Genomic DNA, 14,983 nt, shown 5'->3' with positions numbered 1-14,983 from the left:
TGACTTCGAGAGTGCCAAGCTGCCATGTCACGCATCCTCATCATCGATGATGATCCCAGCATTTGTGCTCTACTGCAGCGGTACTTGCAGCGGCAGGGGTATTCGGTTGAGGTGGCGATGACGGGGGCCGAGGGCTTACAGCAGTTGCGCGCTTTTCAGCCGGCCTTGGTAATTTTGGATCTGAACTTGCCGGATGTGAGCGGCTACGATCTCTGCCAGCAAATGCAAAAAGAGACCGGCGTGTACGTGTTGATGTTGACCAGCCGCGTCAGCCCTGCTGATAAGTTGCACGGATTCCAGTTGGGGGCAGATGACTACCTGACCAAGCCCTTCAGCCTGCCGGAGTTACAGGCGCGAGTGCAAGCCATTCTGCGGCGGCAACGCATGAAGACCGAAGTTGCCAGCGCACCGGTCTTGACCTTTGCCTCTTTGGTAATCGACCCGGAAACCCGAGCAGTCATCCGCGAGCAGCGCCTGATCAACTTAACAGCACTGGAGTTCGATTTGCTCTATGCTATGGCTCGACATCCGGGGCGGGTTTGGCGACGGGCTGAGCTGATTCAAGAGGTGTGGGATTTTAACCACGAGGGAGATGAACGGGTGGTCGATGTCCACATCGGCCAAATTCGCAAGAAACTAGAGACTGATACCAGCCAACCGGAGTTGATCCGCACCGTGCGTGGAGTTGGCTACAAGTTTGAGCCCCCCGCTCCGAAGGAGGGATGGGGAGAGGAAAAACCTTAACCCCCAAATAACTCTGATACATTTACGCTGAACACTGCTGAACATCACTGTTCAACTATGCAGCGATAGCATTCTGTTTGTTTCCAAACAGAATGGCGGTATCCCGCAAAGCTTTGAGTAGAATACCCAAAGCGCAGTTTCCGTGTCGTCTTACTACCAATTTTCTGCTTTGCTTTGGCTACCATGTTGGCAGACTCGAAAGTAAACAGAAAGATCAACTGGTAGTAATCCGTACTGAACATATTATACATTATTTTCAGTATAGTTGAGCTTATTATTGACTAGAGTCATGCTCCCCTCTTCACGTTGGGAGAGGGGCCAGGGGTGAGGGCCCGTTAATCCAAGCGGCGGCCTGTCAAACGCACAAAAATGTCTTCTAAGTTGGCCGGGCGCACCATGAGGCCAGTTTTGTCAGGTTCAGCTTCCAACTGCCGCTGAGCTTCCGCCAAGCTGGGGAAAAAGGTGTACTCCACCTCCCGGCCAGGACAGGATCGCACCAGCAGGGCCTCTCCATACTTAGCCCGCAGTTGCTCGGTGCTGCCCAACTCGATTAACCTTCCCCCATCCATGATGCCGATGCGGTCGCACAGCTCTTCTGCCTCCTCCATGTAGTGGGTGGTAATCAGCAAGGTCATGCCCTGCCGATTGAGATCCCGCAAGATCTCCCACAACAGCCGCCGCGCCTGGGGATCCAACCCGACGGTGGGCTCGTCCAAAAACAAAATCTGGGGGCGATGCAGTAACGCCCTGGCCACCTGCAAGCGTCGTTTCATTCCCCCTGAGAGGGTTTTCACTTTGTCTTGCCGGCGATCCGCCAGCCGCACATACTCCAGCCATTCATCGATGCGCCGTTGCCGCTCTGGGTTGGGGATGTGGTGCATACGCCCGTGGAACTCCAGGTTTTCCCAAACGGTCAGCTCTGCCTCTAGGGTGATAGGCTGCAGAACTACGCCAATTTGCTGCCGCACCGCCACCGGATCCCGCACCACGTCATACCCCCCCACCCGGATGGATCCCTGGCTGGGTCGGGTAAGGCTAGTAAGCATGCGGATGGTGGTGGATTTGCCGGCGCCGTTGGGCCCCAACAGGGCAAACACTTCCCCCTGGGGGATCTGCAGGCTCAAATCTTGAACGGCAACCTGCTGCCCAAAGCGCTTCCACACCCCCTGCATTTCCACCGCCACCGTCTTGGTTTGGGGCAAGGTTGGGGCCGTCGAAAGAGCTGTCACAGTCCGCTCCGGTAAAGTGTAAAGAAATCTTTATTCTCCAGCATACGCCAGCCGTGTCAGCAAGCTGCAGGTCTTATCAGGGATCCCTGCCCTTGGCAGTAGTTTATGCTATCCCTTCAAGTCTTCCGTGGCTGTGATCTCGTTCCCTGTGGTTTTTCTCCAAGCTCTGCAAAATAGTGCACATTGCACCTGAAGGGTGAGTTACGTCCGCAGGGCAGGGCGTGATCGTACAGCAGATAGGGGAAGTCGCACTAAATAGCTAGTGCTGTATCTGTACGTATGGGTAGCAATAAAGACACAAGCTTGAGCGGGCTGACTGTTCGGCTTGGGGCTTTTTCTTGGTGAAGTGACTTCCCTTCAGCGCCCACCGATAACCTCTACTAACCAATGTAAGGAAAATGCAGAGCAAAGACCGATTCGACCAAATTGACTTCCGGCTGGATCGCCTGGTTGGGGCTGTGTTGACCCTGGCCGAGACCGTCAGCTTCGTCAAGGATGACCTAACCCATTTGAAAGCTGTTGTTCAACAACAGGTGCTGATATCCCAGGAGCAGAGCACTTGGCTGGGAGAGTTAAAGGCAATATGTCAACAGCAAGCCGATACAGCTCGTCGCCAATCTGAGATGATTGAGCGCATTATTGCCCATCTCCTGCCCACTCAGGATCCCAAGTCTTGAAGGATCAGAGGGCAGCCTGGGGGCGTGCCACAATGGCAGCAGAGCTGAGGTTTTCCACCGTTGGAGTGCCAGGTTGCAGCAGCAGGACAGGGTTCTGTTGAGGCTGAGGAGCTGCTTGCTTTCTTTCGTTGCCGACGCTTGCCTTACCTGGATCGCTTTGGCCCTCAAGAGGCCAAGCTGCCGCCGGACAACCTGCTGGAGCAATGGCGGCGGGATCGCCAAGCCCTGGCAGCCGCTGTGTTTGAGCGATTCCCCGGAGAACGGGTTGCGCCGGGCAATGAAGCTCTCTTGGCAGCCATGGCCGACGGGGCGGAGCGGATCTACGGCGGACGGATTGCCGCAGAGCTGTTTTGGCAACCGCAGGAAGATCTCAACTGTACTGCTGAGGCAGAGCTGTTGCAGCTTGCTTCTGAACCTGTCCCTCACTCCTCCTCTCCAAGGGATCCCATCCCTGCCCCAGAAGACTACGAGATGGTGCCCGCTCTTGCGTTGCCGCCTGAAGCTGTTCCAGAGAGACGTTCAGTTTGGGTGAGCAGCTCCCTGGATCTGCTGATTCGGGATCCCACTCTCGTTGGCAGAAGTCGCCACGCCGCCCGATCCTCTTACCTGCCGGTTCATATTCGTATCGGCAAACGCCCCAAACCGGAATACGAATTGTTGCTGGCTTTGCAGGCAGAGTTGCTCGGATCCCTGCAGGGAAACGTTCCCAAGCGGGGCATTTTGATCCTGAAAGATGGGAAGTGGCACCCCGTCCACCTGAGCCGACGACGAGCACAGGTGCGGCAATTGCTGCAGGAGTACCTGCACTCCCTCAGCCAGCCGGAACCGCCCCAGGTGTTTATGGCCCGCAGCCGCTGTCATCTTTGCCACTGGCGGGAGCATTGTCGGCAGTTGAACGCCACTGCCCAACCCCTCAGCCTGCTGCCGGGCGTAACGGGATCCCGCTATCCCCTTTTGCAAGAGGCGGGGATCCACTCGATTGAAGCCCTGGCCAACGCTCAGTTGGATAGGTTGCAAGCCATTCCCAAGTTGGGATCCGGCGTGGCCCTGCAACTGCAGCTGCAAGCCCGTGCCACCCTCAGCCGGCAGCCTCTCTGGATTCAATCCCCCCCGGAAACCCTGCCCACCACACCCGTAGAGCTGTACTTCGATATCGAGGCGGATCCCCGCCACAACGTCGCCTATCTGCTGGGCCTGCTGGTGGTGGAGCAAGCCGAGGGGAAAAAGGTTGCGAGCTATCACAGTTGCCTGGCCGCCGAGCCGCGGGAAGAAAGGCAAGCTTGGGAGCAATTCTTGCAACTGGCACAACGCTATCCTGACGCTCCCATCTACCACTTTCACGGCTTTGAAGTGCAGACCTGCCGACGGCTGGGGGAGCAATACCGCACGGATCCCCGACAGCTGCGGCAGTTGTTGCAGCGCTTTGTGGATTTACAGGCCTGGGTGCAACGCTCGGTGGTGCTGCCGATCGAGAGCTATTCCCTGAAAAACATCGCCCGCTGGTTGGGGTTTCAGTGGCGTCTGCCTGATGCCAATGGCGCCCAGTCCATTTATTGGTATAGCCAATGGCTGGAAACTCGGGAGCGCAGATATTTGGAGCACTCGCTTATCTACAACGAGGATGACTGCCGGGCTACCCACCGCCTAAAAGACTGGCTGTCCCAAGGAGTCCTCCATGCCGAATGATGCGAATAAATTGACAAAGACGGCCTATCCCCAGCCGCAAATGCCGCAGCTTGCGCCGCCAGTCTTGTGGCCAGTTGCTGAGGTTTCGTTTAGAATCAGGCAGGACTGTTTAGTTTATCAGGGGAATCCCATGCTGTTGAAATCTCATGAATCTCCTCGCCATCAGGGCAGAAACCGTCGCGGTCGTGGGGGATCGGCACGCAAGCGCCAACTGGACAAACGGAACCGCGCCTTGATGCAACGATTACGACAAGGAGAGCAGGCTCTCGGCTCTCGATCTTCTCGGCAGGGGCAAGTCAACCCTGCCTTTTTTGTGCTTGCTTCTTTTTTCCCTCAGCCTGGCTACAAGGGATCCCGCTTGGCTGCGTAAACTACCCGGCTCCGACCGCTAAGCGGTATGGAGCGGGCTTTCAGTAGCCCTGAGCCTGCTCTGCCCTACCAGAGAACAAAACAGGCCCGAACCTCTAGGCTGGTTTACGGCAGCCCCCAAAAGCGCAATCACATTCGCACCATTCAAATCCGCATCCCCTTCCCATCCACAGTGCCCACACTTGAACGACTTACCACTGCGGTAGGATTGCGCAGGATCGGGATGGATGTGTAAACACTTGTGGCAGGTCTGCGACGTGTAGGCAGGCGGCACAAGAATCAGAGAAACCCCTGCAACCCTCGCCTTGTACTCCAGAAACTGACGTAGTTGGTAGAACGCCCAACTGTTGGCCCTGCGCCGCTCGGCTTTGCTGCGCGGCTGTTGATTGACCCTTTCCCGGATCCCTGTCAAGTCTTCCAGAGCAAGAGCGCTATTTGTCGCCTTTGCCCTAGAGACAATAGCTTTGGAGATGCGATGATTGACCCACGCCTGAAAGCGTCTTTCCTTGCCAGACAGCCGTTGCAACAGTTCTCTGCATCTGCGCCGCGAACTGCGGGTGCCCTTACTGGCTTTGCGTTGGAGTACCGCCCTCAACCGGGAGTAGTGGTCTCGGATTCGGTTCAACTGCTGTCCATTCCAGTTATCCCCTTCCGACGTATGAGCAATATCCGTCCTTCCCAAGTCCACCCCCAGCACTCTACCCGTGCGTTGCGGTGGGGATGGCTCCGCTTCTACACAGATCTGAATAGAGTAGGAGCCGTCTTTACGCTTGACCAGAGTGGCAGATTTGGGATTGGAGCCCGCCAGCCGTTCTCTCTGGTAGCGGCCAATCGCCAGCTCAAAGCGCTCCCGACCCTCCACCGTGGTCAGCGACACCGTCCAGTCTTTCTCGCGGAACGAAAAGATACGAGCGTCGTAGGTAGCGAAGCCCCCCTTGTTCGCGTTAGCGTCGCGTAGCGACAACGCTTTGACGGGGCGGTTTTTCTGTTGGGCAACTTTACGGGCGCCGGCCAGCCGTCTGCAGACCTGCTGAGCCAAGTTACTGGACAAGCCGAACCGGGCGCGGATTTCGCGGTAGCACAGAGACTGGAGCTTAACGGCGTTGGCGACTTTCTCCGGCGTGTTCTGGTTGACCCAATTCAAGGCTTGGCCAAAAGCCTCCAAAGTCGCGTCCAATTTGGCGGCCTGCGACTGGGACGCCTTGAGCTTGCAGGAGACGGTCAGGACTTGGGTCATAGTTCTATTGTAACCTCGCATTCCTCCCGGCACTGACCCTACGGGTACAGTGCGGGGCTCCTGCGATTTCTAGCTGATCCGCCCATTTCTTTCATGGCATCGAAGAATCGAAGAGTTTGCTTCTTGCGCCTTCAAGACAAAGACTGCGCCTCCACCAATAAACGCCCGCTTTAGCAGTTAGCAACATCAATGGGAAGATTTTGGGGCCCTGGATAAGCGCGAAGCTATCGGCCAAGAACGCGAATGGCTCTGTTCTTGGTGCAGGCAGGATCGGGATGACAGGATTTGAACCTGCGGCCCTCTGCTCCCAAAGCAGATGCGCTACCAAGCTGCGCTACATCCCGGCTTAGCTTTTGTGATTATGCCAGATCCCCGCCTCTGATGCACACCCAAGCAGGGATCCCTCGCTCAAGGCAACAAGGGAAACAAACATTTGTCCAGGTCAGGACTTGAGCATCTTGGCCGGCATGACAATGAGGGTATTCCCCTGTCGCTCCACCACGTAGAGCTCCTGCCCGGCTTGGATTTCCAGGTTGGGAATGCTGCACTTGGCGTTCCAGGTGGAACCCAGATAAGAAACCCGCCCCCGTTCGCCTGGGGGAATGGGGGTGATTGCCCGCGCCTCGCGAGATTCCTCTACCTGAACCGATCCATGGGGCACCAGACGGCGGCTGAGGATAATCAACACCACCGATGCCCCAATCCAGCTGGCAAATTGTACCCAGATCGGCAGCCCCAAATAAGCCAAAAGCCCCGCCAAGAGCGCCGCCAGCCCCACCGAGCCGGCAACCAATTCTGGCAAAAACAATTCGGCAGAAATGAGGACTAACCCGATGATGATCCAAGGCCAAACCATAGAATCCAGGGATCCCACCTAACTCAGTATGGCTCAAAACCCCTGGATCCTCAGCAGGGATCCCTTGTCCTTAGGGAGACTGGTTGGGGCTTACCCGCCCAAGCGGTAATTCTCCAAAAACTGCAGGGGATCCATCTCTTCCTGAGGGGAGCTTTTGGGTAGGTTCTTGGATTCGGCGATCCGCATCAAGGTCTCCCAGTCGGTGCTCATGACAAAGGCCACGGCTTGGCGAGCTGCCTCTCGGTGGGGGCAGTCCTCTCCCAAGACACAGCCATCTCGACAGAGGGTGGCGCAATCGTGCGCAGTGCTCCTGGGATCCGGGCCAGCCATGATGTCTTCCTCTCGGTGGGTTTCACGTTTTCTTTAGGATACCTGAAGAGAATCTTGCGCTTGCAGGAGATTTGGGTCAGGGCGGGTAGCTTAGATGAGGAAATGAGGCGACAAGACCTGTTCAAGCGCAGAGGAGCCTTATGGAGTTTTCGCAATTGCAAGCGCTGGTGGATCGAGCGCTGGAAGACAAAAAGCTCACCCGCACAGAGGTGGATCAAATCGTCAACGCCATCCGGTCGGACGGCAAAATCTCCCCCGAAGAGATAGGCTTGCTGGAGTCCATTCGCGAAATGGTGCTCCGTCGGGAGATTCAGGTGGTGGAAACGGCAGATTGAGGGGCAGGGATCCCCAAGTAGAGGGTGACTTCGCTGCGATTGTGAAACAGGTGGCGGGCTCTCACCAGGGGGAAGGCACTACCCAAAATCTCCAGACTTTGCCGCAGCACCCGCAGGCGGTGTTGGCGAGGTAGCTTCAGGGTCATCACAGCTCTCCCCTGTGGCTCCAGATGGGGAGCAAAAGCCACCATCAGGTGGGCGGAAGCCGGACCATCCATGCGCATGTCGTTGAGGATGAGGTGAAACCGGCCTGGGCCACGGGCCAGGTAGGCTTGGGCGCTGAGGCAATGGTGGCGGATCCCCGGATCTTGGCTGAGGCGCTCGTCCAAGTCCCCCGGATCCACTGCCGTGACCTGCTGGCCATATAGGCGCAAAATGCGCGACCATCCCCCCGGTGCTGCCCCCAGATCCAGAGCCTGTCCCCCCGGCACCAAGGGAATCTGAAACACCTGGATGGCCTCCAGCAGCTTAAACTCGGAGCGGCTGATTTGCTCTGGATCCCGCCGAAAGCGATGGATCCCACCGGCCCAGTTGGAGAGGTTCTGGGCAGCCAAGGATAGGCCCAGCCAAGCGCGAATGCCCATCGGTTGAGCCAGGATCACCACCGAGATCACCTGCTGTGGGTCTTTGACCTGCAGGGGGGATCCCACCGCTGCGATCACCTGTTCGGCCAGGGTTTCATTGACCTGGAAGGGCTTGAGATTCCGCTCCCCAAACAGGCGCGTCTGAACCGAAAAGCTGAGGGTGGGGTCAATGGCTGCCAACATTTCCCCATCAAGGCGCAATTCAACTAAGGATCCCTCGGCCAGCCGCCGTTCTTGGTGAATGGGGCAGATGTGGCGTAAAAAAATGGGCGGGTCAGCTTGCCAAGCCTCAGCCAGGTCGGCAAATGAGCGTTGGCTGCATACCCACACCAAGCCAGGTGCTTCCTTTAGCCGCTGCACGGCAGCCTCTGGATCCGCAGCTTCTATCTCCCGGATCGCCAAATCCAGAAAATCTGGGTCAGCACTGCCCAGCCATGTATGGGTATCAGGGGGGAGAGGATTGCTCAACGGGCTCGCTGCCAACGCACGTAGGGTAAAGAAGCGGCTACTTGCTGAATCTGGGCTTGGGCGGCCAGCAGTTGTCCTGTGGCGTCCCAGGTGCCCTGCACCAGCATTTGCCAGGCTCCCTGGGGGATCTCCACAGCAGCGGTATTTGCCTCCCAGCGCACCTGTTTGTTGGGCAGATCCAGCGTCAACTGGAGCTGGGGATTTTCCGCCACCGCCTTCTGCAGGGCTTGAATCACAGCCGGGGGTGCCGTAACACAAGGGATCCCTAGAGCCAAGCAGTTGCCGAAGAAGATCTCGGCAAAGCTTTCGCCAATGAGGGCGCGGATCCCCCACTTGGCCAGCGCTTGGGGGGCATGCTCCCGGCTGGAGCCACAGCCAAAATTGGCATTGACCACGAGGATCTGGGCTCCCTGGTACTGGGGTTGATCGAAGGGGTGTTGGCCGGGATCCTGGGCGCGGTCGTCGGCAAACACGTGCTGGCCCAAGCCGTCGAAGGTGACGCACTTCAAAAAGCGGGCCGGGATAATCCGATCGGTGTCGATGTCGTTGCCCAGCAGGGGGATCCCTCGGCCTGTGACGGTCAAAACTTCGCTTGACATAGGAACTTGATGAATTCTCCCAGAGAGAACTTCAGGGTATCGCAACGTTCGGCAAAACCCTGCCCAACGGCAAAGGAAAGCCGGCAAAAGGGGAAGGCTCAGCTCGGCTACCGGCGGTAAACCTGATTTTCCAAATTGCGCACCTGCCGCTCCAGCCGATCCAGCCGCCCGCGCAGCTCGTCCATTTCCGATTGGCGGGGCACGCCCAGATCCTGCAGGACGTTGCGCACCTGCCGCTGAACATAGGATTCAAAGTTGCTCTGCTCGGCCTTCACCTGGTTGAGCAGGTTGTTGATGACATTGGATGCCTCTTCTGGGTTGAGCTGCCCCTTCTGCACCAAGTCGTCGGCAGCCTTTCTCAACTGTTCTGCCAGCAGAGTGGTTGTGCCCACGCCCATTAGCAAGAGCTGACGTAAGATACTGTTGTTGTCCAATGCTGCCCTCCAAAGGACGCTTCGCGAACGGTACGGGCCTCCATGACTACCCATTTTCCTCAGTTTGCCCTCAACTTCGCAACCGGCTCGGCCAGTTTCTCCCTTTCGCCTGAGGCGGCACAACAATGGCACAAGGCTCTGCAAATCCTCTTGGAGCGGCTCAAGGTTCGCTCGGGCAGCTCCCGGCAGCAGCCTCAGGATCCGGTTGAGTTTCATCATTCTGCTGCCGACTTCTCTTTGGAGATGTTCTGCAACCCCAACATCTGGGTCGGCCCCCACGCAGCCAAGGTCTTGGTTACTGTGAAAACGGAAGGGCTGCGCTTTTCCACCGAAGTGGAGTTCTCTCGCCTTCAAGAAGACCTCAGCCAATATCTGGAGTCCCTAACATGAGCGAAGATGCCCATGCTGCGGGAGAGGAGCCCGCGGCCATTACGGTGACGCAACTGCTGGACGAGCCGTCAGAGGGGATCCCCGGCCACTTGGAAGTGGTTTCCCTCACTTGGCACGACCGCCAGCGATCCCGGCAACGGCTGGTGAGCGATCGGGGCACCGAGATCCAGTTGATGCTGCCTCGGGGCACCCATCTTCACGATGGGGATCTGCTCTATGCGGATGCGCAGCGACACATTCGGGTCAAAGCCCAACCCGAACCGGTGCTCTTGATTCAACCTGAAAACCCCATCCAGATGGGCCAGGTGATTCATCAACTGGGCAATTGGCACCGCCCGGCCCACGTTTCTCTCCAAGGACAGATCCTGGCGCTGGCCGATGATCCGCTGCAGGACTGGCTGGCCCACATGGGGATCCCGTTTCGGTTGGAGATGGAGGTCTTCGAGCCCAACCTGTTGGCCCACAGCCATTAACCTGAGCCTTTGCGAGCGCAAACCCGTCCCTCCGACTCATGGCCTAGGCTCCAGCCTCTGCTTCTCGGGTTGCCAACCGCGCTGCAAACTCTCGGTGTTCCTCCGACTCAATTCCCCTTTGCAGCACACCCAACACCTGCTGCATGTTGCCCGTCAGCAGCGCGTCCACGGCTAACCACAACCCCGGAAACACCCGACTGTACAAAACGCCCAACTCATTGGGCTGTTGCTGCACGTACTCTCCATTCTGGAAGACATACCAGCGAAAGGCTTGCTCTTGGGTTAGCCAGACCAGATATTCCCGCACGCCGTTGCGCCGGTAGGCCCGCAGCTTATCATGCAGGTCGTAGGAAGCTGTGCTGGCGGCAATCTCCACAATCAGCTCCGGTGCACCCTCAATGTAGTCATCCTCGCTAATGCGGGACTGTCCCCCACAAGATTCGTGCATCCGCAATATGGCATCTGGCTGCGGCTCATTGTCCAAGTCCAGGCGAACGGTTGGATTGCCCGCCGACTCAACCCCCGGCGTTGCTGCTTCATAAACTCCCAGCCAGGCCATGATGTGGCTGTGTGGTCTGCCATGTCGGCGATATCTGAGGGGAGATGCCACGTAAACAATTCCCTCAATCAGCTCGGCTTTTTTGAGCTGAGGCATGGCTTGATAGCGCCGTTCAAACTCATCGCGGGTGAGACGATCGCCGCTTTCTAAGATGGGCAGTTCACGGAAGGAAGGGCTACTGACGCTCATGACCAGCTCTCCTGCAAGCAGTTGCAACAACGTTGAGGAGCACTATCGATGACTCCATCCGGGTCGGCTGGTAAGTCCATCATAGAGTGGCTGCTCGGTTGTGACAGTGTTGCGGAGCGATTGAGTCATGGATGGAATCCCTTCTTGCTCTTCATTCGACCCATTGAGCAGTCATCATCAGGTGTCCAAGTTCTCGATCCGAACCGGCTCAAGAGGTTCTGCCAGCGGAAACCCCAACACCTGGGCATAAAAGTAAAGCTCTGCCTCCAAAGCCCGTTTGATGTTGGCCGCCTGGCGAAAGCCATGTTGCTCTCCCTCGAAAGGCACATAGGCCACCGGGATCCCTTTGGCCCGTAGGGCTGCCACCATCCTCTCCGCCTGATTGGGGGGCACGATGGCGTCTTCCAAGCCTTGAAAGAAGATAACCGGACAATTGAGGCCCTCTAGGTGATGAATGGGGGAGCGCTCCCGGTAGAGATCCCGTCGCTCTGGGTAGGGGCCAATAAGGCTGTCCAAGTAGCGAGACTCGAACTTGTGGGTCTCCTGGGCTAGGGCTTCCAGATCGCTCACCCCGTAGTAGCTGGCACCTGCTCGGAAGACGGCGTGGAAGGTCAAGGCCGCCAACGTGGTATAGCCGCCAGCGCTGCCCCCTTGAATGAGCAGCCGTTCCCCATCCACCTTGCCCTGTTCTGCCAAAAATTGGGATCCGGCGATGCAATCTTCCACATCTACCAGGCCCCACCGGCCTTTGAGAGCATCCCGATAGGCCCGTCCGTAGCCGCTGCTGCCCCGGTAGTTCACATCCAAAACGGCAATCCCCCGACTGGTCCAGTATTGGATCCCCAGGTTGAGCACGGCTGCCGTCGCCCCGGTGGGCCCGCCGTGGCTTTTCACCAGCAGGGGTGGCTTTTCGCCAGCAGGGGCAACAAAGTCTCGGTTTTTGGGGGGATAGAAGAAGGCGTAGGCCACTTCCTTGCCGCCACCGGTGGGAAAAACAATGGGCTCTGGGATCGACAGATAGTCGGGATCCACCGCCACGCTGCTGGAACGGGCCACCACCTCCACTTGGCTGGAGGGTAAGTCTAGGCAGACCAAGGCAGTGGCTTCCGTCGGGGATCCGGCCAGGAAAGCGGCTTTTTCCCCACTCACCTGCAAACCGCTGATCTGGGTGTAGGGCAAGGGGATCCCTGCCAACTGTCCTGAATGGGGATCCAGATAAGCCAGATGAGACAGCCCGTCTTGTTCATAACAGGCCAGGATGCGCCCATCGCCACAGAAGCCGTAGGTGCTCAGGCCAAACACCCACTGCGGCTCTCCAAACTCCGCTTCCATAGGGCAGAGGGGAATGGGGCCCTGGGGATCCCAGCGATAGAGGTTCCACCAGCCGCTGCGATCCGAAACAAAGTAGAGATCCCCTTGCGGTGACCACTGGGGCTGGAAGATCGACTCGGCAGGGCCACCGGCCAGCTTTTGAGGTTCTCCCAAGCTGCCGTCAGGGTTCACCTCAGACCGCCACAGCTCTGTGCCGTCCCAGGGCATTTGGGGGTGATCCCAGGTCAGCCATACCAAGGTCTGGCCGTCTGGACTGAGGCGCGGGCTGGCGTAGAAGTCGTGCCCAGAAGCCAAAATCTGCTGGGATCCGCTTTCCAAGTCAATCGAGACAAGGCTGTTTTCCGGCTCTCCCTGGCGGCTGTGATCTTCCCGCACACAGAGGATGCGTCCACGCGCCCGATCCACCACCCCATCTGCATAGCGATAGGGGCCTGCTTCCGTCAGGGGCTGGGGATCCGAACCCGGCAGCAGGCGGTAGAGCCGTTGGTCAGCGAAGTTGCAAAAATACACTACCCCTGCCGACACCCAATAAGCTCCACCCCCATACTCATGCACCCGTGTCCGCACATTGAAAGGTGCCGGTGTCAGCTCCACCAGGATCCCGTCGGCAGAGCGCTGCATCAACACATTGCGCCCTTTTTCTTGCGGGCGGCCCTCCGTCCAGTAGAGATCCCCTCCATCCCAAACCATCTGTCCCAAGCGCAGGGATCCCGTCACCACCAGGTCAGCGGTAATCGGGGATCGCCAAGATCCATAGCCGGCCTGCTGCACCATAGGCTGTTAATTCTCCACCCCAGAACCCCTATTATGCCGGGAGCAAGGGATCCCTGCCTTTGCCTACAGCCTGTGGGGAAAGGGAGCCGAGAACAGGCTCGGATTCTGGGAAAAGGTATCCCGCGATACAATTCTCTCCGGGCTGAATGGGTTTGATGGAACACGTTAAGGCAACAGGGATGCACAACGCTTTCTCGACTGCAGGATTAGCCTTTTCCTCTGTTGATGTTGGGAAGGCATTCGGTGAAAGCCTCAGCCGACTGCAGTTGGGCAAATTTAACACATGGGCGAGGTGATGAGCTAAGTGCTTCCCTCTGTTGGCCGGGCTGCTGCAACAACTGGACTTCTTAATACCCTTTGCACTCACTTCGTTTCGGAGATCACCGATGGCTCAATCTTTTAATCGTCGTCAAGTGCTGAAAATGGGCGCTCTGGCCGGAGCCGGGGCTGCCCTAGGGCCGCAGATCTGGGTGAAGCGGTCTGTGCCCGCCTACGCCCAGGGAGAGACCATCCGCGTTGGCATTTTGCACTCCCTTAGCGGCACCATGGCCATTTCGGAAACCAGCGTGGTGGATGCGGAAAAGCTGGCCATCAAAGAGATCAATGCCGCCGGTGGGGTTTTGGGCAAGCAGATCGAGCCGATTATCGAGGATGGGGCTTCCGATTGGCCAACCTTTGCCGAGAAAGCCACCAAATTGATCGATGTGGACAAGGTGGCAACGGTATTCGGCTGCTGGACTTCGGCCAGTCGCAAAGCGGTTTTGCCGGTGTTTGAATCCAAGCAGCACCTGCTCTGGTATCCCGTGCAGTACGAAGGACAAGAGTGCTCCAAAAACATCTTCTACACCGGCGCTGCCCCCAACCAGCAGATCGAGCCTTCGGTGGAATGGCTGCTCAAGAACAAGGGCAAAGAGTTCTTCCTGGTGGGATCCGACTACGTGTTCCCCCGCACGGCCAACACCATCATCAAGGCCCAGTTGGAAGCCCTGGGGGGCAAAGTGGTGGGTGAAGACTATCTGCCTTTGGGCAACACAGAAGTTACCCCCATCATCAGCAAGATCCGGGCCGCTCTTCCCAATGGCGGTGTGATCTACAACAGCTTGAATGGCGACAGCAACGTGGCCTTTTTCAAACAACTGAAAGGGGCAGGGCTGGGGCCAGATCGCTATCCTTCCATGTCCGTCAGCATTGCCGAAGAAGAGGTGCAGGCCATTGGCCCCGAATTTTTGGAAGGGCACTTTGCCGCCTGGAACTACTTTATGACGGTGGATACGCCTGCCAACAAGAAGTTTGTGGAGGCTTTCAAGGCAGAATACGGCCAAAACCGCGTCACCAACGACCCGATGGAAGCCGCCTACATCATGGTTTACATCTGGAAGCAGGCAGTGGAAGAAGCGGGAACAGTGGAAATCGACGCCGTGCGGCAGGCAGCCTATGGCCAGACCTTTGATGCCCCAGAAGGCTTGGTAACCATGAACACCAATCACCACCTGACCAAGTATGTGCGGATCGGCCAGGTGCGCTCTGACGGTTTGTTTGATGTCATCTTTTCTACGGATGCCGTGGAGCCGCAGCCCTGGAACCAGTTTGTGGCAGAGACCAAGGGCTTTGCCTGCGATTGGTCAGATCCGGCCAAGGGCGGTCGCTACAAAGTCAGCTAGTCCTGGCCAGGGCTGGGATCCCTTGCCGTTTGGATAGGGTCGGGGATCCCGCCTAGA

General features: G+C 57.8%; 17 protein-coding genes and 1 tRNA gene. 8 read left to right on the top strand and 10 right to left on the bottom strand.

Features of this window, described 5'->3' with window-relative positions:
- Positions 1-24: 24 nt before the first annotated feature.
- The gene (locus ACVWXF_RS03920; RefSeq protein WP_011433617.1) at positions 25-744 is read left to right on the top strand and encodes a response regulator transcription factor; all 720 of its coding nucleotides are present in this window, start codon (positions 25-27) and stop codon (positions 742-744) included.
- 335 nt (positions 745-1,079) lie between these two features.
- Here ACVWXF_RS03920 and ACVWXF_RS03915 read toward each other — a convergent pair whose 3' ends face one another.
- The gene (locus ACVWXF_RS03915; RefSeq protein ID WP_011433616.1) at positions 1,080-1,928 is read right to left on the bottom strand and encodes an ABC transporter ATP-binding protein; all 849 of its coding nucleotides are present in this window, start codon (positions 1,926-1,928) and stop codon (positions 1,080-1,082) included.
- 443 nt (positions 1,929-2,371) lie between these two features.
- Between ACVWXF_RS03915 and ACVWXF_RS03910 the strand changes: the two genes are divergently transcribed.
- The 3 genes from ACVWXF_RS03910 to ACVWXF_RS03900 all read left to right on the top strand — a co-directional run bounded on the left by ACVWXF_RS03910 (position 2,372) and on the right by ACVWXF_RS03900 (position 4,706).
- Positions 2,372-2,650 carry a hypothetical protein gene (locus tag ACVWXF_RS03910; RefSeq protein ID WP_457473685.1) on the top strand — a complete coding sequence of 93 codons (279 nt, stop codon included), beginning with the start codon at positions 2,372-2,374 and terminating at the stop codon, positions 2,648-2,650.
- A gap of 60 nt (positions 2,651-2,710) precedes the next feature.
- Entirely contained in the window at positions 2,711-4,336 is a 1,626-nt protein-coding gene (locus ACVWXF_RS03905) for a TM0106 family RecB-like putative nuclease (protein WP_457473684.1), read from the top strand.
- A gap of 130 nt (positions 4,337-4,466) precedes the next feature.
- On the top strand, positions 4,467-4,706 hold the full coding sequence (locus tag ACVWXF_RS03900) for a hypothetical protein (protein ID WP_457473683.1): 240 nt from the start codon (positions 4,467-4,469) through the stop codon (positions 4,704-4,706).
- A gap of 18 nt (positions 4,707-4,724) precedes the next feature.
- Here the strand turns inward: ACVWXF_RS03900 and ACVWXF_RS03895 are convergent, their stop codons facing one another.
- From ACVWXF_RS03895 to ACVWXF_RS03880, 4 genes are all read right to left on the bottom strand, one after another.
- Positions 4,725-5,942 (bottom strand): RNA-guided endonuclease InsQ/TnpB family protein, encoded by a 1,218-nt coding sequence (locus ACVWXF_RS03895; RefSeq protein ID WP_457473682.1) that lies wholly within the window; start codon positions 5,940-5,942, stop codon positions 4,725-4,727.
- Between the two features lie 270 nt (positions 5,943-6,212).
- A tRNA-Pro gene (locus ACVWXF_RS03890) sits at positions 6,213-6,286 on the bottom strand.
- Between the two features lie 98 nt (positions 6,287-6,384).
- Positions 6,385-6,798: an NfeD family protein gene (locus ACVWXF_RS03885; RefSeq protein WP_414346738.1), complete on the bottom strand. Its 414-nt coding sequence runs from the start codon at positions 6,796-6,798 to the stop codon at positions 6,385-6,387.
- Between the two features lie 90 nt (positions 6,799-6,888).
- Complete coding sequence (locus ACVWXF_RS03880; protein WP_011433611.1) at positions 6,889-7,128, bottom strand: hypothetical protein; 240 nt, start codon at positions 7,126-7,128, stop codon at positions 6,889-6,891.
- Positions 7,129-7,268: 140 nt separating this feature from the next.
- Between ACVWXF_RS03880 and ACVWXF_RS03875 the strand changes: the two genes are divergently transcribed.
- Positions 7,269-7,463, top strand: coding sequence for a hypothetical protein (locus ACVWXF_RS03875; RefSeq protein WP_011433610.1), 195 nt, complete (start codon positions 7,269-7,271; stop codon positions 7,461-7,463).
- Here the strand turns inward: ACVWXF_RS03875 and ACVWXF_RS03870 are convergent.
- The 3 genes from ACVWXF_RS03870 to ACVWXF_RS03860 form a co-directional block, all read right to left on the bottom strand.
- Entirely contained in the window at positions 7,439-8,515 is a 1,077-nt protein-coding gene (locus tag ACVWXF_RS03870; protein WP_457473681.1) for an SAM-dependent methyltransferase, read from the bottom strand. The genes ACVWXF_RS03875 and ACVWXF_RS03870 overlap by 25 nt on opposite strands.
- Positions 8,512-9,114 carry a 3-isopropylmalate dehydratase small subunit gene (gene leuD, locus ACVWXF_RS03865; RefSeq protein ID WP_414342404.1) on the bottom strand — a complete coding sequence of 201 codons (603 nt, stop codon included), beginning with the start codon at positions 9,112-9,114 and terminating at the stop codon, positions 8,512-8,514. The genes ACVWXF_RS03870 and leuD overlap by 4 nt, the downstream gene beginning before the upstream one ends.
- Before the next feature lie 107 nt (positions 9,115-9,221).
- Entirely contained in the window at positions 9,222-9,548 is a 327-nt protein-coding gene (locus ACVWXF_RS03860) for a phasin family protein (protein WP_011433607.1), read from the bottom strand.
- A 42-nt stretch (positions 9,549-9,590) separates the two neighbouring features.
- On the opposite strand from ACVWXF_RS03860, the gene ACVWXF_RS03855 reads away from it, so the two are divergent.
- Both ACVWXF_RS03855 and ACVWXF_RS03850 read left to right on the top strand, forming a co-directional pair.
- Positions 9,591-9,938 (top strand): hypothetical protein, encoded by a 348-nt coding sequence (locus tag ACVWXF_RS03855; RefSeq protein ID WP_457441649.1) that lies wholly within the window; start codon positions 9,591-9,593, stop codon positions 9,936-9,938.
- Positions 9,935-10,411 (top strand): urease accessory protein UreE, encoded by a 477-nt coding sequence (locus tag ACVWXF_RS03850; protein ID WP_457473680.1) that lies wholly within the window; start codon positions 9,935-9,937, stop codon positions 10,409-10,411. The genes ACVWXF_RS03855 and ACVWXF_RS03850 overlap by 4 nt, the downstream gene beginning before the upstream one ends.
- A gap of 43 nt (positions 10,412-10,454) precedes the next feature.
- Here ACVWXF_RS03850 and ACVWXF_RS03845 read toward each other — a convergent pair whose 3' ends face one another.
- Together ACVWXF_RS03845 and ACVWXF_RS03840 are read right to left on the bottom strand one after the other, a co-directional pair.
- Positions 10,455-11,159: a Uma2 family endonuclease gene (locus ACVWXF_RS03845; protein WP_041436634.1), complete on the bottom strand. Its 705-nt coding sequence runs from the start codon at positions 11,157-11,159 to the stop codon at positions 10,455-10,457.
- 177 nt (positions 11,160-11,336) lie between these two features.
- Positions 11,337-13,265 carry a S9 family peptidase gene (locus tag ACVWXF_RS03840; protein ID WP_457473679.1) on the bottom strand — a complete coding sequence of 643 codons (1,929 nt, stop codon included), beginning with the start codon at positions 13,263-13,265 and terminating at the stop codon, positions 11,337-11,339.
- A gap of 386 nt (positions 13,266-13,651) precedes the next feature.
- On the opposite strand from ACVWXF_RS03840, the gene urtA reads away from it, so the two are divergent.
- Positions 13,652-14,926 carry an urea ABC transporter substrate-binding protein gene (gene urtA / locus ACVWXF_RS03835; protein WP_457441657.1) on the top strand — a complete coding sequence of 425 codons (1,275 nt, stop codon included), beginning with the start codon at positions 13,652-13,654 and terminating at the stop codon, positions 14,924-14,926.
- Positions 14,927-14,983 lie beyond the last annotated feature (57 nt).

It is taken from the genome of Thermostichus sp. MS-CIW-40, from assembly GCF_054058315.1.
Note: the sequence above shows the minus strand (reverse complement) of the source record. Positions and strands in the feature narration are given on the sequence as shown.